Source organism: Rhodococcus sp. 21391 (genome assembly GCF_016772255.1).
Lineage (GTDB): Bacteria > Actinomycetota > Actinomycetes > Mycobacteriales > Mycobacteriaceae > Rhodococcus_F > Rhodococcus_F opacus.
This window is the reverse complement of the sequence record NZ_CP063781.1, coordinates 7,330,809-7,357,804: the sequence shown is the minus strand read 5'-3', so window position 1 is coordinate 7,357,804 and position 26,996 is coordinate 7,330,809. Positions and strand designations below refer to the sequence as shown.

Here is a 26,996-nt window from a genome sequence, read left to right as displayed (position 1 = left end):
GTTATCGCGCCGAGGCGCGGAGGTCTGCGCAGTTGGACAGCAGGCTCGCTGCGGCCGCGTCCAGGAACACCCGGGTCGCGTGCGAACCCAGCGCCCCCGCTGCTGGTAACAGTTGGGGCGTCACCCCCTCCTCCATCAGCGTCGCGACTGCAGACGCCTTGGCGTCGCCGGTCGTCATCAGCCACACTTCGCGGGAGCGCGTGATCGCCGACAGGGTCAGCGAAATCCGGGTGCTCGGCGGCTTCGGGCAGTTGTACACCGCCACCACTTCACGCTGCTTCTCCAGCACTGCCGGTGAGTCCGGGAAGATCGAGGCGACGTGACCTTCCTCGCCCATCCCGAGGAGGCAGATGTCGAACAGAGGCGTCCTGTCCAGGCGACCGTACGCGCAGAGTAGCGCCTGGTAGGCGTTTGCCACTGCGGTGGCGTCATTGCCGAAGCCGCCGTCGCAGGGCGCCATGACGTGCACACGGCTCGGGTCCACGGGCAGGTGGTCCAGTAGGGCCTCGCGCGCCTGCTTCTCGTTACGGTCGGGGTGGTGTCGGGCCACGAAGCGCTCGTCGCCCCAGAAGAAGTTCACTCGATGCCAGTTGACGATGTCGCGATTCGGGGCGGTGCGTAGTCTCTCGAGCACCGCTGTCCCGGTTCGTCCTCCGGTGAGCACCAGCGACGCGTAGGCGCGCTCTTTCTGCGCCTGGGCAAGGTTCGAAAGCAACCTCGACGCGACGTCACCGGCGAGCTGTTCGCTGTCGTCGTAGATATAGGGGATCGGCTTCGAGGGAGCGGAAGTGGTTCTTGTTGTTGTCATCTGAGGATCACCTCTGGTGAGTGTGTCGGCGCACCGTGCAGATCGAGCTGGTGGGTGGGAGGCGTCAGGTAGTTGGTCGTGCGCCGTCGCAGGCGTCGGCCGATTCCCTGCACCACCGCGTCCAGGTCTCTCTCGTCGAGTTGCTGGCCGTGGGCGGCGCCGGCGGCGCGGCTGATGTTCTCGTCCATCAACGTCCCGCCGACGTCGTTCACTCCGGCTTGGAGCAGTTGACGAACGCCGTCGAGTCCGAGCTTGACCCACGACGCCTGCACGTTGTCGATCAGGCCGTCGTAGACGATTCGCGCAATCGCGTGGACCAGCACTACTTCTCGCCAGGTCGGACCGCGGCGCGCACCTCGCTTGAGGTAGATCGGAGCCGCCATGTGTACGAACGGAAGACCGACGAACTCGGTGAACCCTCCGGTCTCACGCTGGAGTTCTCGGGTGCGGAGGAAGTGGCGCGCCCAGTGCACGGGCTCCTCGACGGTTCCGAACATCATCGTCACGTTCGACGTCAGGCCCATCGAGTGGGCGACGCGGTGACATTCGAGCCACTCCTCGGTGTCGATCTTGTCCGGGCAGAGGATCGCCCGGACGTCGTCGTCGAGGATTTCCGCGGCGGTGCCCGGTAGCGACTTCAGTCCTGCCTCGACCAATCGCTGTAAGTACTTCTCGAGCGGCTCCCCGAGCCGCTTGGCCCCTTCGGTGACCTCGAGGGCCGTGAAGCCGTGCACGTGGATGTCGGGCGCTGCTTCCTTCGCCGCGCGGCAGACGTCGATGTAGTAGTCACCGTCGAAGGACGGATGGATGCCGCCCTGCAGGCAGACCTCGGTACACCCGAGATCCCACGCCTCCCGGACACGGCCGGCGACTTCCTCAAGGGTCAGCAGGTACGGCTTGCCGCGCAGGTTCAGCGACAACGGTCCCTTGGAGAACCCACAAAAGGTGCACTTGAAGGTGCAGACATTGGTGTAGTTGATGTTTCGGTTCCGCACGAATGTCACGTCGTCACCAACCGCCCTGAAGCGGAGGTGATCAGCGAACTCGGCGACCTCGGCGACCTCTCCCCCACGAGCTCCGAACAGGGTGACGATCTCGTCCACTCCCGGTTCCTGCCCCGAGGCGATACCGTCGAGGACGCCACGGACGGGGCCGCCGAACCCTCGCCTGCGGCTCGGCACCAGATCGGTGGGCGCGAACTCCGACCCGGAGCTCCACACTGTCGAGCGCCGACCGATCTGGACGACTTCCGCCCCGGTGCCGACGTTCTTCGCGTCGGCGTGGCTCTCGGGGAACATCGCGCCCGGGTCGTCGCGGCCGAGCGACTCGGCGTCCGACCGGTCCATGATCGCAAAGCGCAGACCGGGGTCGATCCATTGTTCGGGGCGGCGCGCGAACTCGGGGTACACGGTGAGGCGGGGTGCGAGGAATTTGCCGTGGCGTTCGGTCACCTCGCGGAGCCGGTCGAGCGCGGGCCACGGCCGTTCCGGGTTGACGTGGTCGACCGTCACCGGGGACACACCACCGAAGTCGTCGATCCCCGCATCGAGCAGCGGACCGAAGTCTTCCGACAGGTTGGGGGGTGCCTGCAGGTGCACATCCGGCGGCAGGATCAACCGGGCCATCGCGATCGTGCGGAGGAACTCGTCCTGCGGGCAGGCGGGTTCGTTGCGCATCACGGTGTCCGGTTTGGGCATGAAGTTCTGCACGATCACTTCTTGGACATGCCCGTAACGTCTGTGCAGGTCGGCGATGGCGCGCAGCGCCGTGACACGGTCCTGCGGGGACTCTCCGATGCCGACGAGGATCCCGGTCGTGAAGGGAATCGCGAGTTCGCCCGCGGCTTCCAGCGTGGCCAGCCGTCGTTCCGGTGTCTTGTCGGGCGCACCGCGGTGGGCCATCAGCGTCGGGTTCAACGACTCGATCATCATGCCCTGGCCGGGGCTGACCGTCCGCAGCAGCGACAGAGCATCCGGTGCGAGGGCTCCGGCGTTGGAGTGCGCCAGCAATCCCGTCTCCGCGGTCACGAGCCGGCACATTGCGGCCAAGTACTCGACGGTGGAGCTATAGCCGTGATCGGCCAGCCATTGGGCCGCGACGTCGTATCGGTCTTCGGGCTGTTCCCCCAGCGTGAACAGCGCCTCGTGACAGCCCGCCTGTGCCCCCCGCATCGCAGTCGCGAGAACCTGATCGGGCGTGAGGTACGGCGCCTCCGCGCGCGCGGGTGAGCGGGAGAAGGTGCAGTAGCCACACCCGTCGCGGCACAGTGTGGTCAACGGGATGAAGACCTTCGGCGAGTACGTCACCCTCGTGCCGAAGAGTGCATCGCGTAGTGCGGCTGCCCGTTCCATCAACTCCGGAAGAGGAAGGGTGAGGACGGTCGCGTCATCGACCGACGGTAAGGTCGCGCTGCCGAGCTGATGGATTGTTGACTTCGTACCGATATCGAGACTCATGGTGGGATGCTCTCTACGCTTCTACCGTGTGATGAGAACCCCTCGAGCGCGGCTCGGTGGCTCCCACTTCTATCGATCAGAACAACTGGTACTCACTGCCGAACACTTCGCTGACGGATCCGCCTCGGAAGACCTGGCTGATCGAGTCCGCGAGGACGCCGGCGCAGGACAGCACTCGCACGTTGGCCGGTGCCTGGGGCGACAGTGCGATCGTGTCGGTCACGACGATCTCTTCGAACGGCGATGCGGCGAGGTTGTCGTAGGCCTGGCCGCTGAACACCGGGTGGGTTGCTGCGGCGAACACCCTCGACGCTCCTGCCCTCATCACCATCTCCCCCGCAGCACGGAGCGTGCCGGCGGTATCGATCATGTCGTCGACGATGATCGCGGTCTTGCCCCGAACATCTCCGATCACATGACCTATCTCGGCGACCTGATGTCTCGGGCGTTCCTTGTCGAGAATCGCGAGATCGGCGCCGACGCACTTGGCGAAACTTTTGTTCAGCTTCACCCGGCCGGCGTCGGGTGCCACCACCACGAGGTCCTCCATCTCGAGATCGATGAAATACTGAGCGAGTAACCTCATTGCCGTCATGTGGTCCACCGGGATCTTGAACATGCCCTGGAGCTGTCCGGCATGCAGATCCATCGCCAGGAGTCGGTCTGCTCCCGCCGATTCGAGCATCCGGGCGACCATACGCGCGGAAATCGGCTCACGCGGGGCGCTCTGCTTGTCCTGCCGCGAGTACCCGTACCACGGCGTGACGGCGATGACGCGGTGTGCACTGGCAGCCACTGCGGCGTCGATCATCACCATCAGCTCCATCAGTGCGTCATTGGTGGTGACCCCGGTATCAGCATTGGTACATGTCGGCTGAACGATGAAGACGTCGGCGTCGCGGATCGACTCCTCGAACCGGCAGTACACCTCCCCGTTCGAGAAAGTCTTCAGCACAACCGGACTCAGCCCCACGCCCAGCTCGGCACCGATCGCTTTCGCGATGTCGGGGTTGGCCCGACCGGAAAACAGTTTCAACCGCTTGCCGTAACTCATCGGCATGCTCGTTGCAGTACCCACGGACGTAGCGCTGTCCGCACCACTACTTGTCGGGATGCTTCTCAAGGCGGCCACCGTTCAAGGACCTCACTGTCGTATTGGTGGAAGCTAGTACTGATGTGCCTGTTTCGACATGCGGCGACGCCGGTCAGAGCAGTCCTCGGCCGAGGACGTATGCACCGCGGAGATCGGACCCCTCGTACTCGATCGTCGCAAGCTCACGGACCCGGGGGCTCGCATTGACGGCCACCGTGTTCGGAAGCTTTCCGAACAGCGGGATGTCGGACGTGGAGTCGCCGTAAGCGACGCAGTCCCCTTCGGCGAGCCCATACTCCGCGAGTAGCTTGCTGACGATCGAGACCTTGTCCTCGGCGCTGAGGAGACTCTCCGGGCCAACCTCGCTCCTCAAGGCCACCTGCGCGCCGAACGCCGAATCAGCACCCCACCCGGTCAGACGTTCCACGAAGAACTGGGGTGACTGAGAGATGACGGTGCTGTATTCGCCACGGTTGCGGATATCGGCGAAGACTTCGACCACGCCGCCGATCCACGGGGAGGCGGCGAACGCGTCATCGATGTCCGCCTCGCTGAGCCCTTCCCACAGCGGAAGGCAGAGTTCCCAGAAACGCACATCGCTGATCTCGCCCTTGAACCAGGATTGCTCGATCAGCTCGCCCGCAGCGAGTTCTCCGACCGCTCTAGAGATCTCGATCGAAGCAGTGGACTGCAGAAGGGTGCCGTCCATGTCGAAGACGTGCAGCTTAGTCATCGTGCTGTGAACCTAACTGTGTGTGGAACGAGTTACAAGCCTGCGCGGGGGCCGGCGGCCAGGGCGTGTGAAGGTTGCGCCCGGTCGCCGGCGGCTCTCAGGAGAGTGCGAGTTCAGCGTCGTTGTGCAGGGGTGCGATGGCGTCGGCGTAATAGCTCTCCGGCACCTCCCGCTCACTGCGCTCGATCAGCTCGGAGAAATCCCACTTCCGCAGCAACTTGCCGTTACGGAACACCGGCTGCAGGATGTTCTCCTCCGGCGAGATCGACTCCCGCGGCACCGTCTGATACTCACCCTGCGACAGTCGCAACCCGAGGCGGCCACGCTTGGACGCCTTCATCGCATCACCGGTCGGCGCCTTCGCGATGCCCCGCCACTCACCGTTGACACACACCGCACTGGCCTTCTGCCCGAAGTTCATCGTGTCCCGGTTGCAGTGCTGCAACAGCCCGCCCCCCATACCGAAGATCGCGTTCTCCGCCGAGAAACCGCGGCGTTCGAGCTCGGCGTACACCCGCGGGAGACTGTCACGATTGACCCCGTCCCCCTGCACCACCCGCACATAGTCGGGCAGCACCTTGAAACCCTTGCTGTTGGTGGTGTACCCGAAGCTGTCCATCAACCACTCGGTCGTCTCCGCGGTCACCTGCACCACGTCACCCGAGTCCGGGCGCACCCCGACCAGTCCGGGAAAGTTCCGAACAACCTCGGCGAGCTCGCGGCCGATGATGTTCTTGACCGCATTCTCGTGGTCGTAGGTGTCGGTCAGCAGCAACACCACCCCGCTCGGTGCGTGCACCTCGAGCATGTTCCGCATCGCCGCGGCCTCGTTCTCGCGCTCCCACGCGCAGAAACCGGCGTGCTCGGAGTTCGGGCCGGAATTCGCCGGCGACACCGCGTTGTAGTACTCCTTCGCCGCGAGAATCCCTGGCACGGTGTCACTCTGGTTGAAGTTGACCAGGTGCGCCAACCCACCGAGCGCGGCCGACTGCTGCGAGCTCACCCCGCGGGCGCCGTAGTCGTGCAGACAGTGCCGCAGAATTTCCGGGTGATCGGAGGTCCGGGCCAACGCCTCCTTGATGACCTGCTTGGCCAGCCAGCTGATGGTGCCCACCGTGGTCGGGTACCACACCCCACGCAGCAAGGCGGTCTCGAAGAAGCTCGTCACCCAGAAGTACTTCGGGTCGGTGTTGATGATCTGCACCAGCACGTTGCGGGTCGGCATCACCAGGCCCTCGGGCACCGCCTCGATCTCCACCGGCAAGAACCCACCGTGATCGTTGAGGATCCCCAGCCAATTCTCCCGATTGAAGTGCATCCCCTGCTCACGGGTAATGCTCTCCGCCTGATCGATGTCCTCGAGCGTGATCGGATGCAGCAGATACTCCCGAAGGAAGGCCTGCAACCCCACGAACATCGTCACCGGGAACTCCCCACCCCGCGACTCGACGTAACTGGACACATACTCCGTCCCCGCCGGATACAACGGGTAGTGACAATGCTTGTAACTGTCGGTGTTGATGATGATGTTGTCGTAACTCCGGCCCAATGCCATCGCAATCTCGCCTTTTCTCGTGGTGTGATCGTTGCTACTTCTCTGCTGTCTGAATTTTCCAAGCCCAGGAGAGTTGCCGCGAATGCGGCCCGAACCTTCGCCTTCGAGGTGCTGCGTTCGACCCAGTACCCGATACTGTATGACGTTGGTTATCAAGATGTTTCGGCCCATTACATCTAGCGAGCCGACGCTCGTCCTGCAGGCGACATACAGCGGATTCGCTCTCTCAGTGCGCTGCATCACACTTACTATTAACGTTTATAGTCTCGCAGTCAAGAGGTTCGCGGAGATCAATTATCAGCTCGCGCCCCTGCTCGAGAAACCGGGTCGCGTAGCTACTGGCCTGGACAATCCTTTGTAAACGACCAGTTGGCCGCATCTCACGTCCGCGCTCCGCGTACGGACGCCGAAGAACCCGTGGGTCCGGTAGAACTACCAGAAACTAGAAAGGGTTCTACTCGGGTCGCGGAGGCCTGAGCTACTCGCGAAGGCGCTACCGATCGGCCGGGTGACCGTCCTGCAGCGGCGATGCAACATGCACCTGCACAGACGAATACGGCCATCCACACGAGTGAATGGCCGTATTCTCGCAGCCGGAGTCGAGGGCGCCGTGGCCGAGCGCCGGCACGGCGAGGCGACCGGTCGGGGCCGACTCGACGAAGCGACCATGCGGTTCTCCCGCACATTGCGGGACGGTCGCCCAATCTACCCCAACTCCGGGCAGGTCCGCGCTCCGACACTTGTCAGGGGCGTCAGAGCGATTCCGTTGCGGATCCGACCGCAACCCCACCCCACAACATTCAGTTATTTCCTCTGCGTTGCAACTTCTAGGAAGCAGTAACGGGAGTGGAAATCTTGCGGTAGGTGTCCTTACGCCTGATGCGGTCGCATTCGAACTCGAACACGTCGCACGCACGTGTTTCCAGAACGGCACCGTCCTCGTGCCTCTGGAAGGTAGTCCACCGGGTTACAGCAAAATTCATACTCACAAGCGGCTTCTCCATCACGGTTTCAGTCGCTAAACCGCTTGGTAGAAGGTACATCTCGAATCCGCGACGAACATCGGCATGACCTTCGAACCGGACTCCCGGATCGGGGCCGACCGAAGAGTGGAAGATGCAATCGTCGGTCATCAGGTTCATCAATGCGTCGACATCCTTGATGTTCCAGGCGTAGACGAACTGGTCGATCAACGCTGCACGGTCGTCAATAGTCATGGTTGCTCCATATGTTCCGGTTCGGGAAGCCTCCGGCCGCGCTGATGCTCGCCGCACAGGGGCCTCGACGGGTGGTTACGCCCGGCTGCCGACCTCGATGTCCGTGGCGCGAGGCATCCCGGCGCGGGCCCCGACGTGTGCAACAGACAGCGCGGCAGCAACATTAGCGGCTCGGACCGCGTCGTCGAGTTCGTCTCCCGCTGCCAGCCGGGTGATCAGAACGCCATTGAAGGTATCGCCTGCGCCGGTGGTGTCGCGGGCCACGGCCGGCCGTGGCCGAACGTGGTCGACGTTCCCGTCGGGCGTGAGTACCAGGGCACCGTCACCTCCCAGGGTGACGACGACCGGCGCTCCGGTGCGTGCCATGATCGCGGCGGCGGCCTCGCGGGCATGGGTGTGGTCGTCACCCAGCATCTTGGCGAGTTCGAGACACTCACCCGCGTTGGGCGTCAGGATCGGCCCGTACCCGAGGAGATCGGCAACACCGGGAATGGGAGGGGCCGGATTCAGGACACAGCGTGCACCCGCCGAGGCGGCAGCGACCACCGCAGCCTCCACCGCGGCATCGGGTATCTCCGTGCTGACCAGCACCGAATCCGACGGTCTCAGGTGGGAAGCGAGGGCGCGCGTCACGTGTTCGGCACTCAGTGCGGCATTGGCACCCGCGCCGACGGCGATCTGGTTCTCGGCGCCCGGGTCGACGACGATCAACGCGACCCCGGTGGCTTCGTCCTCGAGGACGGTGACACCGTCCACCCAGATGCCCTCGGCGGTGAGTTCGTCCAGCGCTTCGGTGCCGTTGGCGTCCGCGCCTACCGCTCCGACGAGATGCACTTCCGCACCTGCCCGCGCGGCCGCCACCGCGGCGTTGGCGCCTTTGCCGCCGCCGTACCGTTCGACGCGGGTTCCCACGACGGTCTCGCCCGGACCGGGCAGTCTCTCAGCGGCGACGACCAGGTCGACGTTGATCGCTCCGACGACGAACACTCGCCCCCGGGTGGTACCCACGTCCAGCGGCGTACTCATGAACTGCCTAAGGGTGTAGCCACGGAATCTCTTATCTGTAGCAGGGTCGGGAACGGCTCGGGAGCGGGAACGTCGACCTTGTCGTCGATGAGTTCGAACAGCAGGTTCGCGGCTCGCACACCCATGTCCCGAGCCGGTTGGCGGACTGTGGTCAATCTCGGCGTGAGGAGCGAGACCAGCGGTAAGTCGTCGAATCCGACGACGCTGAGTTCTTCGGGCACCTGGATGCCCTCGGATCGGCAGTATTCGAGCACGCCGATGGCCATCAGGTCGTTCGCGCACAACAACGCTGTCGGGCGCTCCGACGACGGCCCGGACAATGCCTTCGCCGCAAGTTCCGTACCCGACTCCTGCCGGTAGCTACCACCGAAGACCGGAACCGTATCGGGTTCGATTCCGGCGGCTGCCAACGCTTCCCGATAACCGGCGAGTCGCTGTTGGGCCGTCCACAGACCCTCGGGACCGCCGATGACGGCGATCTTGCGATGGCCTGCTTCGAGCACATGTTGAGCAACTTCCCGGGCACCGCGGCGGTTGTCCGACACGATGGCCGGCAGGTCGAATCCGGGGACCTGCTCGTCCACCAAAACGATCGGACCGAGCCGCGTGAGTTCGAGAAGCGACGTCGGTGACGTCGACGCCCCCGACAGGTAGATGATCCCGTTCAGCCTCTGACTTCGCAGCAGCCGCCCATTGAGCGACTCTCCTCCGTCGATGGCTTCGGGGGCACACAACACGACGAGCACTCCACGAGCAGCTGCCGCCTGTTCGACGCCCTCCGCGAGGAGCGCGAAGAACTGGTTCGACAGTTCGGGGACCACGAGTCCGATCGTGGGCGCCGAACGTCTCTTCAACCCCCGCGCAGCCTCGTTGGGTGCGTAGTTGAGGACCCGCACAGCATCGAGCACGCGGGCTCGACGTGCGGGCGCAACCGGTCCGCTGTCGTTCAAGACATAGCTGACCGTGCTCACGGATACGCCCGCGTGCCGGGCCACATCTTTCATCGTCGGGGGCTGACCATTGCTCATAAAATTCTCAATCTACCGCAGCGATTGCGTGCACCGGCGACGGAAGGCTCGTGTCGAGGCCCGCAGCCCAGTTCACGATCGACGTCCACAGCGCCTGATAATGCTGCCACTGCACGAATTCCGGCGGCGCCCAATGGGGCGCCAGATCGGACGCGAAGGCCACCGTGCGGCCGACGCCGGCGGTACCGACGACCAGCAGCGGGTCCTCGCCGAAGCGCGCGACAACCGTCGCGTCGGACTTGGCGATGACCCGGTTGTAGCCGAGAAGCATCGGCCATTCCGCGGGGGTCCCGCCGAGGATCTCGTGGTTCGGCTCGTCGAACGTGGCGTCGAGGCCTTCGGGAACTTCGATGCGGTCGTCGTAGTCGAGCATGGTGACCGGAAGGACCGGTGCCAGCGGGCTCATCCCGTAGCGGGCCTTGCCGTCGATCCCGGTGAACGACATGTAGCCGCCCACCATGATCAGGCCTCCGCCGGCTTCGGTGAAGTCCGCCAGCAGCGACAACCGGTTGACGCTGCGTTCGGATCGCAGGAACGTCTCGTCGGCCAGCAGGAAGGAGTTCGCTCCGATGTCGCTGAGGACCACGACGTCGAACTGCTGCAACTCTTCCAGTGTCTTCGGGAACCGCCCCGAGATCTCGTGGGCGCGCATGTACGTCACGTCGAGCCCGGAAGCCTTCAGCGAGTCCAGGAAGACGCCGCCGCCTTCCTCGTACTCGACTGTGCGGAATTCGTCGAAGCCCTTGATGTGCACCGTGTGCTTGATCCACGATTCGCCGACCACGAGCACCCGGGTGGCGCCGTCCTTAGTCGAAGTCATACCTACTCCAAATTTCAAAAGAATGTGTGTGTGCAACTCGAGCCGTCGCCCGCGGTCGTCGTTGTCGGGAGCGGGCGGACCGGCGTGCCCGTCAGTGAACGAGGAGATGCCGGTCCGCCGTGATCTGCGGCGATGAATGGATCGGTCAGCTCTTGGGGAGCGGCCGGTCTCCTACAAAGTCCGGCAGCACGCGAGCTTCCGGAACCTGCGGCATCGTCGTCTCGCGTGAATCCCAGCCGATCATCTTGTCCGGCACCAATTCCAGGTAGCGGCGGTCGGCGAATTCGCCGAACTCGAAGTACTGCTCGGCGTAGGGGTGACCCGTGCCGAAGTACTTCTCGAACACCTTGTCCTGGAGCTTCTTCACGAGAACCTCGTCGGTGGCTTCGACCAGCGTTCCCAGGATGCGTACACCGCTGACGGTGGCGTACTCGTCGCCCGAATCGACCAGCGCGGCGATCTTCCGGCCGTCCTGGGAGTTCGCACCGTGGCGGCTACCGGCGTCGATCGGGAGGAAGATCCTCTTTTCGTCGACGACGAACCACAGGGGAGTCAGGTAGATGCTCCCGTCGGCATTCACGCTCGCCACACGGATGCTCTTGGCCCTGTCGAGGTAACCCCACCTCTTGTCGCCCCGCAGAGGGGCGGTCTGGCTTGCGGTCACGGCCATTGCTCTCTCACTTCCTCAGTTCTTGGAGGGTCTTGTGGTAATCCGGCACCTCGACGAGTCCCACGCGGGGAGACGGTCCGCTGGTCCAGAAGAAGACGGTCCGCACACCGGTGTTCTCGAGGGTGTAGGTGTATCCGGCCGGCAGGTAGATGTGCTCTCCCGGACCGGCTTCGAGCACGACCTCTCGGTCGTTCGCATCCTTGACCCGCAGCTTGATGTGCCCCTCGAGGCAGTAGTGCGTCTCGTCGAAGTTGGGCTGCTCCCAGTTGTAGGGGGCGTGGTCGGGCTCCTGGTAGCAGTAGCCCTGGCGGAAGTAGCGTGCGTCGTCGCGCTCCCGTGACAGGAAGATCGCGGTGTCGATGCCGGTGTTGAACTGTAGGCGCGGCATGCTGCTGATCTCGCCTTCGGTGATCACCCGCGGGTAACGTCGCGCGTTCGGCGCTGACGGATCGAAGTCGGCCATCCGGGTCTTCCCTTCATTTCGAGTCGGTTTCCGAGAGCATCCACAATGGTGGCCAGGCAGACTGAGCGCAGTTGGCTCGTGCTGGATCTTCGGGTGAGTCCCGCGACGACCACCGGGATTGCTAGCCGGTGTGAAACGTTTCCACTTTTGAGATCTAATCTGGCATCCCACCTGTTGTAATGCCGACTGGATTCGTTTCTAATCTACAAGAGCGGTTATGGAGCGTCAAGTGTTCTGGAGGATTCTCGCGTGCCTGTCGCGGACGCCGTCCCCAGGCCCGGGACCTGCACATACCGCACCGTGGACAGCCCTGTTCCCTCAGCACACGGCGGCAACGTGTTGGTCTCCACCGGTCCGTGACTACACCCGCCGGGCCGCGGCCTTCCGGTACAGCGAGACCAGGGAGTTGGTCGATTCATCGTGACCGAGCGCGGGCGGCTCGTCCTGAGAGAGCTCGTCGACGATGCGGTGGGCGAGCACTTTGCCCAGCTCCACGCCCCATTGATCGAACGAGTTGATCCCCCACAGAACCCCCTGGGTGAACACCTTGTGCTCGTACAAAGCCACCAGCTGACCTAGCACGAACGGGTCCAGCCTGCCCGCCAGCAGCGTGTTCGTCGGTCTGTCCCCCGCGAAACTTCGGTGCGCGACGAGGTGGGCCCGCACCCCGGCAGCCGCCACTTCCTCCGCGCTGCGGCCGAAGGCGAGCGCCTCGGTCTGAGCGAAGAAGTTCGCCATCAACAGATCATGGTGTTCGTCAGGACCGTCGACGGGACGAAGAAAGCCGATGAAGTCGCAGGGGACGAGATGGGTGCCCTGGTGCAGCAGCTGATAAAAGGCATGCTGCCCGTTCGTACCGGGTTCGCCCCACACGACCGGGCCGGTACGGACCCGGACGGGCCGTCCCTCGGTGTCCACCGATTTGCCGTTGCTCTCCATGTCCAGCTGCTGCAAGTACGCCGGAAAGCGTGCGAGGTACTTGCTGTACGGCAGGACGGCATGAGTCTGAGCATCGTGAAAATTGTTGTACCAGAGTCCGATCAGTGCGAGGAGCACCGGCATGTTGCGGGCGAACGGCGCCTCGCGGAAATGAGTGTCCATCGCACGGAAGCCGTCGGTCATCGAGGCGAAGTTCTCCGGCCCGATCGCGATCATCAACGACAGTCCGACCGCCGACTCGACGGAGTACCTACCGCCGACCCAATCCCAGAAGCCGAACATGTTCTCGGTATCGATCCCGAAGCGACGCACCTGTTCCGCGTTGGTGGACACGGCGACGAAGTGTCTGCAGACCGCATCCTCGTTGCCGAGCGCGTCCACCAGGAACCGGCGCGCGGTGCGCGCATTGGTCAGTGTCTCGACAGTCGTGAACGTCTTGGACACGACGACATACAGGGTTTCGCTCTGGTCGAGATCCCGGACCGCCTACACGATGTCCGAGCCGTCGATATTGGAGACGAAACGGACGTTCAGTTCCGGATCCGAGTAGGCCGACAGCGCCTCGGCGGCCATCACGGGACCGAGATCCGACCCGCCGATCCCGATGTTCACCACGTTCTTGATGGCCTTCCCCGTGTATCCCAGCCACGCTCCCGACCGGATCCGGGTCGCGAAGGCCGCCATGTCGTCGAGTACCTGATGCACCCCCGGGACGACGTCATGTCCGTCGATCACCATTCGCGCACCGCGTGCGGCGCGCAAAGCCACGTGTGCCACGGCGCGATCTTCGGTCGAATTGATTCGTTCCCCCGCGAACATCGCCTCGATCCGCCGGTCCACACCGGCGGCGTAGGCGAGGTCGACCAACTCGCCGATCACCTCGGCGTCGACGAGGTTCTTCGAGTAATCCAATAGCAGTCCGTCGACACCGAGAGTGAACTCGGCAGCGCGACCGGAATTCTCGGTGAAGAGTCGGCGAAGCGATACTCCGTCGAGGCGTGCTCGGTGTTTCGCGAGCGCGGCCCACTGCGGCCGCTGATCGACCGGGGTGTGAAGGAATTCCATCATCGCCTCACACTTCTCGAGTCTGGACCGCCGTGACAGGGAACGACGGTGGTATCTGTGCTGGGATACGGGACCGGTCGATCTGCGCGCGGGCGTCGTCGAGAAGCAGCGCGACGGTCGAGGTGAGGTCATTCCAGGCGACCTCGAACTTCCGCAGTCCCTCCGCTTCGAGCCCACGGACGACGTCGTCGTAATCGACTCCGGCGAGCGTGAGCTTGTCGAGCACCGTGCGCGAGGTGTCGTATGTACCGGAAATACTGTCGCCGTCCACGACGCCGTGATCGGCCACGGCGCGTAGCGTCTCCTCCGGCATCGTGTTCACCGTTCGGGCGGCGATCAACTCGGTGACGTACCGGGTGTCGAAGTACGCGGGGTCCTTCACACCCGTGGATGCCCACAGGAGGCGCTGCGGGTGGGCGCCGTCGGCCTCGAGCGCGCGCCATCGAGGACTGAGCAGCATCGTCTCGAACTTCTCGTAGGCGAGCCTGGCGTTTGCTATCGCTGCCGCCCCGCGCAGGTAGTCGCGAGCGTCCTCGCCGAGGCGCCGGTCTACTTCCGTGTCCACTCGGGAGATGAAAAATGAGGCCACCGACTGGATTCCGGCCAGGTCGTGGCCGTTCGCGCGGGCCTGCTCGAGACCGGTGAGGAACGCGTCCTGGACGCCTTCGTAACGTTCGAGAGAGAAGATCAGCGTCACGTTGACGCCGATGCCGGCCGCGAGCGTCTGTGTGATGGCGGGAAGGCACTCGGCCGTCGCCGGAATCTTGATCAGGACGTTGCGGCGGCCGATCGAGCGAAAGAGGTCGCGGGCCTCTGCGACGGTGCCCGGCACGTTGCGCGACAGGTAGGGGTCCACCTCGATCGAGACATATCCGTCGGCACCGCCGGATCGTTCGTAGGTCTCCTGCAGAATCTCGCAGGCCCAGCGAACGTCGGTGGTGGTCAACGCTCGTACGGCCTCGGCGGCATCCGCCCGCGCGATCGCCAGCTCACGGAACTGCTCACCGTAGGCGGCCTCACCCGACCGCAGGGCGTTCTCGAAGATCGACGGGTTGGTGGTCACGCCGCACACGGACCAGTTTCGCACGAGTGCGTCCAGGCTCCCCGACGCCAGGCGGTGACGAGACAAATCGTCGAGCCACACTGCAACGCCGGCGGCGGACAGCCGCTGGAGAGGGCCGGACGCGGCCGGGGATTCCGCAGAGTTGCGCTCCTCCCGCGCCGGCCCTTCGTCGGTGTCGAGGTACTCGTGGGGGCGAACAGTGCGCCCTCGATCGTTTCTCATTCGAAGTCTCCTTGACCGTTCCGGCATGGGCACATATTGTTATGTAAACGTTTCTACTTGGGAGGTAATCTCATCACATGCCGAATGCCCCTGACAACCTCATGGCCCACGATTCCCTGAGCGCCTCGGCCGGTCTGATCGCCGCGATGACGCTCCGACTCGGACACCCCGGCGGGATTCCCGGACGCGACACACCTACTAGAACGTCGTCGCGCTACATCGCCGCAGGTGAAAGAACCGAAATCCCACGTTCGACTCCTTCCATGCCCCAGGTCAGGTGACCATGTCCAACACCTCTGCGTCTGCAACGCTCCTCGACGGCGCCGCGACGCTCTTCATCGATGGCGAATGGTGCACCTCGGAACAGACATTTAAACGATTCGAGCCATACGGGACAGATCGCCCGTCGGGCACCTTCGCGTCGGCGACTCCCGCTCACGTCCGCCGCGCCTACGACGCGGCCGAGAAGGCACAGCCGGGATGGGCGGCCACACCTGCCGTCCAACGCGCCAATGTCCTGCGCCGAGCAGCCGACCTGCTCGAGGCCAGGGTAGAGACGGCCGCTCGCCGGCTCACCGCCGACATGGGCAAGGCCATCCGCGACGCCCGCGGCGAGGTGCTGCGCAGCGCTGCGATCCTGCGCTACTACGCCGGCGATCTGCTGCAGCCCTCGGGCGAGACCTACCCGAGCGCAGACCCCGAGACCGTACTGCTCACCGTCGAGCAACCCCTCGGGATCGTCTGCGCCATCACGCCGTGGAACTTTCCGTTCGCGATTCCGACGTGGAAAATCGCTCCCGCACTCGCATTCGGAAACTCCGTGGTGTGGAAGCCCGCCGAAGTGGCGTCAGGCAGCGCGGTGTTGCTCACCGAGATTTTCGCCGAGGCGGGTTTGCCGAACGGTGTGCTCAATCTGGTCACCGGCAAGGGCCGTTCCCTGTCCGGTTCGTTGACCGGGGACCACCGATTGGCGGCGTTGACCTTCACCGGATCCAACGGTGTCGGTGTCCGCCTCCGTGAGGCGGTCGCAGACCGCAACGTCAAGGTGCAACTCGAACTCGGCGGCAAGAACCCCGCCATCGTGCTGGCGGACGCCGAACTCGAGGATGCGGCCGTGCAGGTCGTTCGCGGAGCCATGCTGGCCGCCGGACAGCGGTGCACGGCCACCAGTCGCGTGTATGTTCAGCGCCCGGTGGCCACGGAATTCCGCGAACTGCTGCTCGCCCAGGTCAACCGACTGGTGGTGGGCAACCCGTACGACGAGGCCACCGACATCGGGCCGATGTCCTCACCGGAGCAACGCGACACCGTGGTCGAGTACCTTCGGCTCGCGCACGAGGAGGGTGCGGACATCCTGCTCGGTGGCACGGCAGACGGTGAGGGTTGCTTCCTCGAACCGACAGTGCTGACCGGTGTGGCCCCGTCCAGCCGACTCGTGCGGGAGGAAATCTTCGGCCCGGTGCTCGTCCTGACCGAGGTCGAGGATTTCGACGAAGCGCTGGCCGCGGCGAACGACACCGTGTTCGGCCTGTCGGCCTCGCTGTTCACATCGAACATCTCCAAAGCCATGCAGTTCGTGCGCCGGATCAATTCCGGCCTGGTGCATGTCAATCGGGAGACGGCGAGTGTGGAGCCACACGTCCCGTTCGGCGGAGTCAAGGCCTCGAGCAGCATGAATCGTGAGCAGGGAAAGGCTGCCCGCACGTTCTTCACCACCACCAAAACGGTCTATCTCAGATCGCCGAACTGACGGGGGCGATCGCACATTTTCGAGATCAATCGCTTGGCCCCAGCACTTTTCAGCACCACCAACACTTCGACGGAGGAAAATGATGGACCACACTCAGAAGTTCTACATCGGCGGCACCTGGGTAGACCCGATCGGCTCGAAGACGCTCGAGGTGATCAACCCGGCGACGGAGAAGCCGATCGCCACCATCGCGATGGGCAACGAGCAGGACGTTGACCTCGCAGTCACCGCCGCACGCACGGCGTTCGACAGCTTCGCGTCGACCACCCCGGCCGAGCGCATCGCCCTGCTGGAGAAGATCATCGAGGTGTACAAGCGGCGTATGAAGGACCTCGCGGCCGCCGTCACCAGCGAGATGGGAGCGCCCACCGGCCTCGCGGGGGCCGCTCAGGCACCGGCAGGTCTCGGGCACTTCATGGCGACGCTCGACGCCCTCGAGAACTTCACGTTCGAGGAAAAGATCGACACCACGACCGTGGTGCGCGAGCCGGTCGGCGTCTGCGCCTTCATCACCCCATGGAACTGGCCGCTCAACCAGATCGTCGCCAAGGTGGCACCCGCCCTGGCAGCCGGATGCACGATGGTGCTCAAACCGTCGGAGATCGCGCCCCTGAACGCAATCATCTTCGCCGAGATCCTGGACGAAGCCGGTGTTCCCGCAGGCGTCTTCAACCTCGTCAACGGTGATGGCCTGACCGTGGGAACGGCACTGTCCGCGCACCCCGAAGTCGACATGGTCTCGTTCACCGGGTCGACGCGGGCCGGCGTCGAGGTCGCCAAGAACGCGGCCCCGACGGTCAAGCGCGTCGCCCAGGAACTCGGCGGCAAGTCGGCCAACATCGTGCTCGACGACGCCGACTTCGAGGACGTCATCACTCGCGACGTCACCGGCATGGTGGTGAACTCGGGCCAGTCCTGCAACGCCGGATCCCGCATCCTCATCCCCGCGGATCGCATGGACGAGGCTGTGGAGATCGCAAAGAAAGCCGCGTCCACCATCGTCGTCGGAGCTCCGGATGCGGAGGGCACGACCGTCGGTCCCGTGGTGTCGCAGGCACAGTTCGACAAGATCCAGGGACTCATCCAGAAGGGCATCGACGAGGGCGGCACGCTCGTCGTCGGTGGCACCGGCCGCCCGGACGGGCTGCAGGAGGGTTACTTCGTCAAGCCCACCGTCTTCGCCGACGTCACCAATGACATGACGATCGCGCAGGAGGAGATCTTCGGGCCTGTGATGATGTTCATCGGCTACGAAGACGAGGACGACGCGGTGCGCATCGCCAACGACACGCAATACGGGCTCGCCGGCATGGTGTCTTCCGGAAACCCCGAACGTGCTCGGAAGGTCGCTCGGCGGATGCGGACCGGAATGGTGCACCTCAACGGTGCCCCGCTGGCCGCCAATGCGCCGTTCGGTGGATACAAGCAGTCCGGCAACGGTCGTGAATTCGGCAAGTTCGGTTTGGAGGACTTCCTCGAGGTGAAGGCCATCTTCGGGGACAACCAGAACTGACACACCCACGGGGGGTCGAGCACGCGTGCCCACGGGGCTCGGCCTCCCCCACCGGTTGTGCTCTGTCGATTCGGAAAGGCTCCACGCTATGCAGATCGGGCTTATCGGGCTGGGAAAGATGGGCTTCAACATGCGCGAACGGCTCCGCCGTTCGGGCACCGAAGTTCTCGGTTACGACCCGCACGTCAACAGCTCCGACGTCTCGTCCATCGACGCGCTCGTCGAGGCACTTCCCCCACCGCGCATCGTCTGGGTGATGGTTCCGGCGGGTGCGCCGACGCAGGAGACGATCACGCACCTGTCACAGGCGCTTTCTCCGGGCGACCTGGTCATCGAAGGAGGCAACTCCCGCTTCAGCGAGGACATCCACCACGCGAAGGCGCTCGACGCGCGAGGGATCGGGTACATCGACTGCGGTGTGTCCGGTGGAATCTGGGGTCTCGAGAACGGCTACGCGTTGATGGTGGGCGGATCCGAGGAACACGTCGACAGGGCGATGCCGCTCTTCGACGCCCTCCGCCCGGAAGGCCCGCGTAGCGAAGGATTTGTACACGCGGGACCCATTGGAGCAGGCCATTATTCAAAAATGGTGCACAACGGGATCGAGTACGGCCTCATGCAGGCGTACGCTGAGGGCTTCGAGCTGCTCGAGGCCACGGAACTCGTCGAGAACGTCCCGGCAGTGATCGAGGCCTGGAGCCGTGGCACCGTGGTGCGATCGTGGCTCCTCGACCTCCTCGTGCGCGCCCTCAAAGACGATCCCGAGCTGTCCGGGATCTCCGGCTGGACCCAAGACTCCGGAGAAGGCCGGTGGACCGTCGAAGAGGCCATCCGCAATGCCGTTCCGGTACCGGTCATCTCGGCTGCACTTTTCGCCCGGTTCGCCAGCAGACGAGAGACCTCACCGTCGATGAAGGCGGTCTCCGCCCTTCGGAATCAGTTCGGTGGACACTCCACGAGCAGGGCAGACGCTGCACTCGATCAGGTGAAGGCAGCGGCCCGATGACAGTGAGCCGCCGGGAGAAGCCGGACCGCAATCTCGCCCTCGAACTGGTCCGCGTAACGGAAGCAGCCGCGATGGCCGCTGGACGCTGGGTGGGACGGGGCGACAAGATCGGCGGCGACGGCGCCGCAGTCGACGCAATCCGGCAGCTCATCAATTCCGTGACCATGCGCGGAGTCGTCGTGATCGGCGAGGGAGAGAAAGACAACGCCCCCATGCTCTACAACGGTGAGTGCGTCGGAACCGGCGACGGTCCCGAGTGCGATGTCGCGGTCGACCCGGTGGATGGCACGACGATGATGTCCAAGGGAATGTCCAATGCCATCGCCGTGCTCGCGGTGTCCGAGCGCGGAACGATGTTCGATCCGTCTGCGGTGTTCTACATGGAGAAGATCGCGGTCGGTCCCGATGCCGCCGACGTCATCGACATCACCGCGCCGGTCCACGAGAACATCCGACGGGTGGCACGAGCGAAGAAGTCGTCGGTCTCGGACGTAACAGTGGCCGTACTCGACCGGCTCCGCCACGGCGACCTCATCAATACCGTGCGAGACGCCGGAGCCAGGGTCCAACTGCTGGCGGACGGAGATGTCGCCGGCGCCATCGCGGCCGCGGATCCACGTTCGGCACCGGACATGCTGCTGGGGATCGGCGGCACCCCCGAGGGCGTGATCGCAGCAGCGGCCCTGCGATGCATGGGAGGCGCGATCCAGGGACGGCTCGCCCCCACCAACGAGGCCGAACGCCGGCGAGCGATCGACGCAGGCCACGACCTCGACCGGGTGCTTCATACCGAAGATCTCGTTTCCGGAGACAACGTGTTCTTCTGCGCGACGGGCGTCACCGACGGTGACCTCCTCCGCGGGGTCCGATACGCCGCCGGCGGAGCGTCCACCCAGTCGATCGTCATGCGATCCAAGTCCGGCACGGTCCGGATGATCGACGGACAACACAGTCTGAACAAACTCCGTGAGTACTCCGCGGTGGACTTCCACGGCTGACGACCCACTTCGTACACACACAGAAAAGCAGGAAACGCACATGACCGCAGAACTCAAGCTCGGGTACAAGGCGTCGGCGGAACAGTTCGGCCCACGTGAACTGGTCGAACTCTCAGTGCTCGCCGAAAGTCATGGACTGGACAGCGCCATGGTGAGCGACCACTTCCAGCCGTGGCGGCACAAGGGTGGCCACGCCCCGTTCTCCCTGGCGTGGATGACGGCCGTCGGTGAGCGGACCACGAGGATCCAGCTCGGCACTTCGGTTCTGACACCGACATTCCGGTACAACCCCGCAGTCATCGCTCAGGCATTCGCCACGATGGGACTGCTCTATCCCGGACGGGTGATGCTCGGGGTCGGCACCGGTGAGGCGCTCAACGAGATCGCGACCGGGTTCGAAGGCGATTGGCCCGATTTCAAGGAACGCTTTGCCCGCCTGCGCGAATCCGTGCAACTCATGCGCGAACTGTGGAAGGGTGGCCGGGTCGACTTCGAAGGTCAGTACTACCGCACCACCGGCGCCTCGATCTATGACGTTCCCGTAGAGGGCATTCCGGTGTACATCGCGGCAGGCGGTCCGGTCGTCGCCCGCTACGCCGGTCGTGCAGGTGACGGATTCATCTGTACCTCCGGTAAGGGCATGGAGCTCTACAACGACAAGTTGATGCCAGCCGTCGCCGAGGGCGCACAGAAGGCCGAACGGAAGCTCGTGGACATCGATCGTCTGATCGAGATCAAGATTTCCTACGACACCGATCCCGCACAGGCACTGGAGAACACCCGATTCTGGGCGCCGCTGTCCCTGACACCCGAGCAGAAACATGACATCACCGACCCGATCGAGATGGAGGCCGCCGCGGATGCGCTCCCCATCGAGCAGGTCGCGAAGCGGTGGATCGTGGGCGCCGACCCGGACGAAGTGGTCGAGGCGATCAAGCCCTACATCGACGCAGGGCTGAACCACCTGGTCTTCCACGCTCCCGGTCACGATCAGAAGCGCTTCCTCGAGTTGTTCGAGCGTGACCTGGCACCCCGGCTTCGCCGGCTCGGCTAGCTCACCCCAGCCCGTCACCGCACCATCCAGCCAGACACCGCGGTGACCGTCACCGCACACGTCCAGCCATAGACAGTGCGATGACCGTCTGCGGCGCACCAGGTGTTCGGCCCTACGGAGTGGCGGGAAATTCCCACCACTCACCCGGGCCGTTCGTCGCCATCGCCTGGTGCGCCGCTGTACGACTTTTCACCGGGCACCCAACTACTCTGCCCGAGAGCCGATCCAGTCGCTCGACCAACCTGAAGACCAAGGAGATCACGTGAAGAGAGTGGGCGTCATCGCCGGCGGAATAATGGGGAAGGGATGGCGGAAGTAGTTGCACGAGCCGGTGTTTCAGCGACCATTCTCGAGCGCGACACCACCTCGGCCAATGCCGCAACGGACTGTACCCAGTCGTCCCTCGCCCGTGCTGTCAAGTCGGGACGACTCGACAGCAATGCCAGCACAGCCCGCCACCGTTGTTACAGCGCATGGTCGATGCCGGTCGTCTGAGTAAGAAGACCGGCCAGGTTTCTACTCCTGACACATAGTCCAGACCACCCGTCGAGAAATGGACGGCCAGAATCAGTCCCGGCACCGGCGGCGATCGAGTGCCCATATTTCCCACCCCGCAATAGGAGACTTCTGCCCGTGTCGATCACAGACGACATCCACGTCCTCACGCAACCGGTTCACCCCGCCGACTGGACCGAACTGGACACCAAGGCCGTCGACACCATCCGGGTGCTCGCCGCGGACGCGGTGCAGAAGGTCGGTAACGGCCACCCCGGCACGGCCATGAGCCTGGCCCCCCTCGCCTACACCCTCTTCCAGCGCGTCATGCGCCACGACCCCACCGATGTCGACTGGATCGGCCGCGACCGGTTCGTGCTGTCCTGCGGGCACTCCAGTCTCACCCTTTACATTCAGCTGTACCTCGCCGGCTACGGGCTCGAACTCGACGACCTGGAAGCATTGCGCACCTGGGGCTCGAAGACCCCCGGACACCCCGAGCACGGCCACACCCGCGGCGTCGAGATCACCACCGGTCCGCTGGGTCAGGGACTCGCCTCCGCCGTGGGCATGGCCATGGCCGCCCGCCGTGAGCGCGGCCTCTTCGACCCCGAGCCCGCGCTCGGCGACAGCCCGTTCGATCACCACATCTACGTGATCGCCTCCGACGGGGACATCGAGGAGGGCGTCACCTCCGAGGCCTCCTCCATCGCCGGCGTCCAGCAGCTCGGCAACCTGACGCTGATCTACGACGACAACAAGATCTCCATCGAGGACGACACCGCGATCGCGCTGTCCGAGGACACCGCCGCCCGCTACGAGGCGTACGGCTGGCACGTGCAGATCGTCGAGGGTGGCGAGAACGTCGTCGCCATCGAAGAGGCCCTGAACAAGGCCCGCGAGGTCACCGACAAGCCGTCGATGATCCTGCTCCGCACGATCATCGGCTTCCCCGCACCGACCAAGATGAACACGGGCGCGGCGCACGGCGCCGCCCTCGGTGCCGACGAGGTCGCGGCCGTGAAGAAGGCTCTCGGCTTCGATCCGGACAAGACGTTCGAGGTCGCCGACGAAGTCATCGCCCACACCCGCAAGGTCGTCGAGCGCGGCGCGCAGGCACACAAGGAATGGCAGGCCCAGTACGACGAGTGGACGCAGCGCGCCCCCGAGGGCAAGAAGCTGCTCGACCGTCTGATCGGCCGCGACCTGCCCGCCGGCTGGGCCGACGTCCTCCCCACCTGGGAGCCGGATCCCAAGGGAGTCGCGACCCGCAAGGCGTCTGCCGCCGTCCTCAACGCCGTCGGACCGGTGCTCCCCGAACTGTGGGGCGGCTCCGCCGACCTCGCCGAGAGCAACAACACCACGATCAAGGGCGCCGATTCCTTCGGTCCCGAAGCCATCTCCACCCGGATGTGGACGGCCCAGCCGTATGGCCGGACCCTGCACTTCGGGGTCCGCGAACACGCCATGGGCTCAATCCTCAACGGAATCGCGCTGCACGGGCCGACCCGCCCGTACGGCGGCACCTTCCTCGTCTTCAGCGACTACATGCGTCCCGCCGTGCGGCTCGCCGCGATCATGAAGACCCCGGTCACCTACGTGTGGACGCACGACTCCATCGGACTCGGCGAGGACGGGCCCACCCACCAGCCGATCGAGCACCTCGCCGCGCTGCGCGCGATCCCCGGCCTGTACGTCGTGCGACCCGGCGACGCCAACGAGACCGCCCACGCCTGGCGCGCCGTCCTCGAGAAGGGCGCCGACGAGGCCACCCGCGCTCCCGCCGGCCTCGCCCTGACCCGCCAGGACCTGCCCGTCCTCGAGGGCACCAGCTACGAGGGTGTCTCCCGCGGCGGCTACGTCCTCGCCGACGCCTCCACCGGCGCACCGGAGGTCGTGCTCATCGGCACCGGGTCCGAGCTGCAGCTCGCCGTCGCCGCCCGCGAAACCCTCGAGGCCGACGGCATCCCCACCCGGGTCGTGTCCATGCCCTGCGTCGAATGGTTCGACGCCCAGGACCAGGCCTACCGCGACGGCGTCCTCCCCCCGACGGTCAAGGCGCGGGTCTCCGTCGAAGCCGGCATCGCCATGCCCTGGCACCGCTTCGTCGGCGACGCAGGCGAAATCGTCTCCATCGAGCACTTCGGCGCCTCCGCCGACTACAAGACCCTGTTCCGCGAGTTCGGCTTCACCGCCGAAGCCGTCACCGCCGCCGCACAGCGCTCACTCGCACGCGTGAAGCGCTCTCTGCACGCTCCGCCTCCGCTGACGTGCAGTCCTACCGCAGCGACCAGAGCGAACTGACTACGCACACAGTGCCTGACCCCACACGCAAACCTCTCAGTTCTGGTCCGTTGGTCGTGAATGTGACTTGGTGGAGCGGGGCTCCATCGAGATGCTCGGGGCGGAATCAGATGTGATGAAGGGCCCTCGAGCGTGATTACCTGCCCGTTCAGTTCGTGGAGGTACCAAGGACCACATCATTGCTCGCCATAGGTGAACACCCCTCGCACTGGTTCCGGACCCGCCGGGAACCCGTGAAGGCCGGCCCGCTGTTCCGTACCCAGCACGCACCGTCAGGAATACCCTGGCAAGTACATCCCCTTTGCACCTCCCGGAATCTGCACCGCCCGGAATCGGACCGCCATGAACGATCGCCCGCCGAGTGATTCGACGGTCGCGTCTGGGCCGCCCACCGAACTGGGTCAGGACACTCAGCTGCCGTCGACGACGACGTCGGGCGCCGAATCGGTGTTCGTCGTGGAAAGCGGGGTCGAGCGCCTGGTCGCGGATTGGGAGTCTTCCGGTTCGCCGGCCGAGCTCACCGAATATCTCCCCGACACGGCTGCGATCAGGCGGGCCGCGCTGATCGAGCTGATCAAAGTCGACCTCGAGTACCGGTGGCTGCGGTCGGGGAGCCCGAAGCGCATCGCCGACTACTGCCTCGAATTCCCGGAGCTGCTCGCCGAACCACTGCCACCGGAACTCGTCTACCTGGAGTACCGGGTCCGCCGTCAGAGTGGCGCCGACGTCGATCCCGCCGAGTACGTCGCCGAGTATCCGCAGCAGGCGGCCCGGTTCGAGACCCTCCTCGAACACGACCGCCGCATGGACCGGCGGACCATCACCGCGGAACTCGGTCCGGGCGACGACCTCGACGTCGGTGAGCGCCTCGACGATTTCGACCTGATGATGGAACTCGGTCATGGCGCGTTCGCGCGGGTGTTCCTCGCCCGGCAGCGTTCGATGCAGCGGTGGGTGGCGTTGAAGATCTCCCGCAACATCGGCAACGAGCCGCAGACACTCGCGCAGCTCGACCACCCGTACATCGTCCGCGTCTACGACCAGCGGGTGCTGGAGGACCGCCGGCTGCGGGTGCTGTTCATGGAATACGTCCCCGGCGGCACGCTCCTCGACGTGGTGCGGCTGGTCCGCAAGACCCCGCCCGAGCAGCGATCCGGACAGCTGCTGCTCGATTCGGTCGACCGGATCCTCGAGGAGAGAGGCGAGATCCGGCCCGAGTATTCGAGTGTTCGAGACGAGATCGCCGCACTGTCGTGGCCGGAGACGGTCGCGTGGATCGGGTTGCGGCTCGCCGACGCACTCGACTACGCCCGGGCGCACGGCGTCCTGCACCGCGACATCAAACCGGCGAACGTACTGCTGGGACTCGAAGGCATCCCCAAACTGGCCGACTTCAACGTCAGTTCGAGCGACAGCGTCGAGAATCGCGGCGCCGGAGGATTCATCGGCGGCTCCGTCGCGTACATGTCGCCCGAACAGCTCGAGGTCATCGACCCGAGCACCCGCCGAACCGCGTCCGACCTCGACACCCGCAGCGACATCTTCGCGCTGGGCGTCATGCTGTGGGAACTGCTGACCGGGGCCCGGCCCTTCCCGGACGACGACGGGACCACATCCCCGCCGACGCCTCAGGCTCTTCTCGAGTCCCGACGCCGGGGCGTGGACCCGGAACGATCCGCGCTCCCCGAGGACTGTCCCGCCGCGCTGCGGCGCATCCTGGTGAAGTCGCTCGCACCCGACCGGGACGACCGGTGGTCGAGTGGCCGGAAGCTGACACGGCAGTTCGCGCTGTGCCTCGACCCGCACGCCCGCGATCTCGTCGACCCGGCACCGGGAAGCGTGCGGTCCACGATGTGGCGGTGGGCGCTTCCGATCGTGATCGCCGCCGTCGGCATCCCGAACCTGCTGGCAGCCGGATACAACTACTACTACAACAAAGTGCTGATCATCGCGACGCTGCCCGTCGAGGCGCAGCAGGATCTCGAGTTCGTGCACCTGGTGATCGGCGGGATCGCATTCCCGCTGGGCGCAGTGCTCATCGTCTACTGGTGTCGACTCGCGCTCACGGTGCCGCGAGGCCTCCGAAACGGCAGAACCTACAGTTCCGGGGTGCTGGAGAAGGCGCGAGCCACGACGCTCGGACTCGGCCATCGCGCGGTCGTTGTCAGCTTCGGGTTGTGGGTCGTCGCCGGCGTCGCCTACCCGGTCGCCCTGGAGATCACCGCCGGCGGGATTTCGTTGGGCGCATACACGCAACTCCTCGCGTCGCTCGCCGTGTGCGGGGCGGTCGCGCTCGCCTACCCCTTCTTCATCCTGACGTTCTACGCGGTGCGGTGCCTCTACCCGATCCTGCTGTCGCACGGCGAGTTGCGCGGAAGCGACGGCCGCAACATCCGGGCCCTCGGCCGAGGCATGCCGCGGTACCTCGCCGTCGCGGCGGCCGTCCCGTTGATCGGGGTCGCCGGACTCAGCTTCGTCGGTGGAACCACCGGCGACGCCGTGAACGCGACGGTGCGCGCGCTGTGTCTGGGCGGCATCTTTGCCTTCATCGCCGTGTACCAGTTGTTCCGGCGGATCGAGAGCGATCTGCGCGCGCTCGAAAGGGTCGTGTGGCTGGAGGTGCCGGGTCGCCGACCGGGCGGCGGCGGGAGGAGCGCAAAAAGAAGGCCCCTGACGCTGCCGGGTCGGGGTCCGACAGCGCCATGGGCTCACTAGGTA

General features: G+C 65.1%; 19 protein-coding genes and 1 pseudogene. 7 read left to right on the top strand and 13 right to left on the bottom strand.

Translation table 11 applies throughout. The features are described from left to right. Position 1 precedes the first annotated feature (1 nt). The 13 genes and pseudogenes from pgl to tal form a co-directional block, all read right to left on the bottom strand. Positions 2 to 808 carry a 6-phosphogluconolactonase gene (pgl, locus tag GO592_RS34160; RefSeq protein WP_202715071.1) on the bottom strand — a complete coding sequence of 269 codons (807 nt, stop codon included), beginning with the start codon at positions 806 to 808 and terminating at the stop codon, positions 2 to 4. Next, on the bottom strand, positions 805 to 3,264 hold the full coding sequence (gene cofH, locus GO592_RS34155) for a 5-amino-6-(D-ribitylamino)uracil--L-tyrosine 4-hydroxyphenyl transferase CofH (protein WP_007297322.1): 2,460 nt from the start codon (positions 3,262 to 3,264) through the stop codon (positions 805 to 807). The genes pgl and cofH overlap by 4 nt, the downstream gene beginning before the upstream one ends. A 76-nt stretch (positions 3,265 to 3,340) precedes the next feature. Beyond that, the gene (locus GO592_RS34150; protein ID WP_005264261.1) at positions 3,341 to 4,318 is read right to left on the bottom strand and encodes a ribose-phosphate diphosphokinase; all 978 of its coding nucleotides are present in this window, start codon (positions 4,316 to 4,318) and stop codon (positions 3,341 to 3,343) included. A gap of 151 nt (positions 4,319 to 4,469) precedes the next feature. Further along, a complete protein-coding gene (locus GO592_RS34145; protein WP_144288602.1) occupies positions 4,470 to 5,090 on the bottom strand; it encodes an HAD family hydrolase in 621 nt (206 codons plus the stop codon). A 97-nt stretch (positions 5,091 to 5,187) separates the two neighbouring features. Further along, positions 5,188 to 6,645 (bottom strand): nicotinate phosphoribosyltransferase, encoded by a 1,458-nt coding sequence (locus tag GO592_RS34140; protein ID WP_172651872.1) that lies wholly within the window; start codon positions 6,643 to 6,645, stop codon positions 5,188 to 5,190. Between the two features lie 827 nt (positions 6,646 to 7,472). After that, entirely contained in the window at positions 7,473 to 7,862 is a 390-nt protein-coding gene (locus tag GO592_RS34135) for a nuclear transport factor 2 family protein (RefSeq protein WP_172651873.1), read from the bottom strand. A gap of 75 nt (positions 7,863 to 7,937) precedes the next feature. Next, positions 7,938 to 8,888 (bottom strand): PfkB family carbohydrate kinase, encoded by a 951-nt coding sequence (locus GO592_RS34130; RefSeq protein ID WP_172651874.1) that lies wholly within the window; start codon positions 8,886 to 8,888, stop codon positions 7,938 to 7,940. After that, the gene (locus GO592_RS34125) at positions 8,885 to 9,916 is read right to left on the bottom strand and encodes a LacI family DNA-binding transcriptional regulator (protein WP_231137733.1); all 1,032 of its coding nucleotides are present in this window, start codon (positions 9,914 to 9,916) and stop codon (positions 8,885 to 8,887) included. Before GO592_RS34125 ends, GO592_RS34130 begins: the two co-directional genes overlap by 4 nt. Positions 9,917 to 9,923: 7 nt before the next feature. Continuing rightward, entirely contained in the window at positions 9,924 to 10,736 is an 813-nt protein-coding gene (locus GO592_RS34120; protein WP_172651875.1) for a glutamine amidotransferase, read from the bottom strand. 145 nt (positions 10,737 to 10,881) lie between these two features. Beyond that, entirely contained in the window at positions 10,882 to 11,406 is a 525-nt protein-coding gene (locus tag GO592_RS34115) for a pyridoxamine 5'-phosphate oxidase family protein (protein ID WP_172651876.1), read from the bottom strand. Positions 11,407 to 11,413: 7 nt separating this feature from the next. Next, positions 11,414 to 11,869 (bottom strand): hypothetical protein, encoded by a 456-nt coding sequence (locus tag GO592_RS34110; RefSeq protein WP_005561314.1) that lies wholly within the window; start codon positions 11,867 to 11,869, stop codon positions 11,414 to 11,416. Between the two features lie 360 nt (positions 11,870 to 12,229). Then, positions 12,230 to 13,876, bottom strand: a pseudogene (pgi, locus tag GO592_RS34105) (glucose-6-phosphate isomerase). Between the two features lie 4 nt (positions 13,877 to 13,880). Then, positions 13,881 to 15,158: a transaldolase gene (tal, locus tag GO592_RS34100; protein WP_172651878.1), complete on the bottom strand. Its 1,278-nt coding sequence runs from the start codon at positions 15,156 to 15,158 to the stop codon at positions 13,881 to 13,883. Positions 15,159 to 15,441: 283 nt separating this feature from the next. On the opposite strand from tal, the gene GO592_RS34095 reads away from it, so the two are divergent. From GO592_RS34095 to GO592_RS34060, 7 genes are all read left to right on the top strand, one after another. Further along, positions 15,442 to 16,908, top strand: a complete 1,467-nt coding sequence (locus GO592_RS34095) for an aldehyde dehydrogenase family protein (RefSeq protein WP_202715070.1) — start codon at positions 15,442 to 15,444, stop codon at positions 16,906 to 16,908. An 82-nt stretch (positions 16,909 to 16,990) separates the two neighbouring features. Further along, entirely contained in the window at positions 16,991 to 18,421 is a 1,431-nt protein-coding gene (locus GO592_RS34090; protein WP_202715227.1) for an aldehyde dehydrogenase family protein, read from the top strand. 55 nt (positions 18,422 to 18,476) lie between these two features. Beyond that, positions 18,477 to 19,427 carry a phosphogluconate dehydrogenase (NAD(+)-dependent, decarboxylating) gene (gnd, locus tag GO592_RS34085; RefSeq protein ID WP_257226422.1) on the top strand — a complete coding sequence of 317 codons (951 nt, stop codon included), beginning with the start codon at positions 18,477 to 18,479 and terminating at the stop codon, positions 19,425 to 19,427. Further along, positions 19,424 to 20,425: a class II fructose-bisphosphatase gene (gene glpX, locus GO592_RS34080; protein WP_128642699.1), complete on the top strand. Its 1,002-nt coding sequence runs from the start codon at positions 19,424 to 19,426 to the stop codon at positions 20,423 to 20,425. Before gnd ends, glpX begins: the two co-directional genes overlap by 4 nt. A gap of 40 nt (positions 20,426 to 20,465) precedes the next feature. Next, positions 20,466 to 21,479 (top strand): glucose-6-phosphate dehydrogenase (coenzyme-F420), encoded by a 1,014-nt coding sequence (gene fgd, locus GO592_RS34075; protein WP_172651881.1) that lies wholly within the window; start codon positions 20,466 to 20,468, stop codon positions 21,477 to 21,479. Between the two features lie 633 nt (positions 21,480 to 22,112). Next, positions 22,113 to 24,278, top strand: a complete 2,166-nt coding sequence (gene tkt / locus GO592_RS34065) for a transketolase (protein ID WP_202715069.1) — start codon at positions 22,113 to 22,115, stop codon at positions 24,276 to 24,278. Positions 24,279 to 24,620: 342 nt separating this feature from the next. Beyond that, positions 24,621 to 26,993, top strand: a complete 2,373-nt coding sequence (locus GO592_RS34060; RefSeq protein ID WP_007299841.1) for a serine/threonine-protein kinase — start codon at positions 24,621 to 24,623, stop codon at positions 26,991 to 26,993. Positions 26,994 to 26,996: the final 3 nt, after the last annotated feature.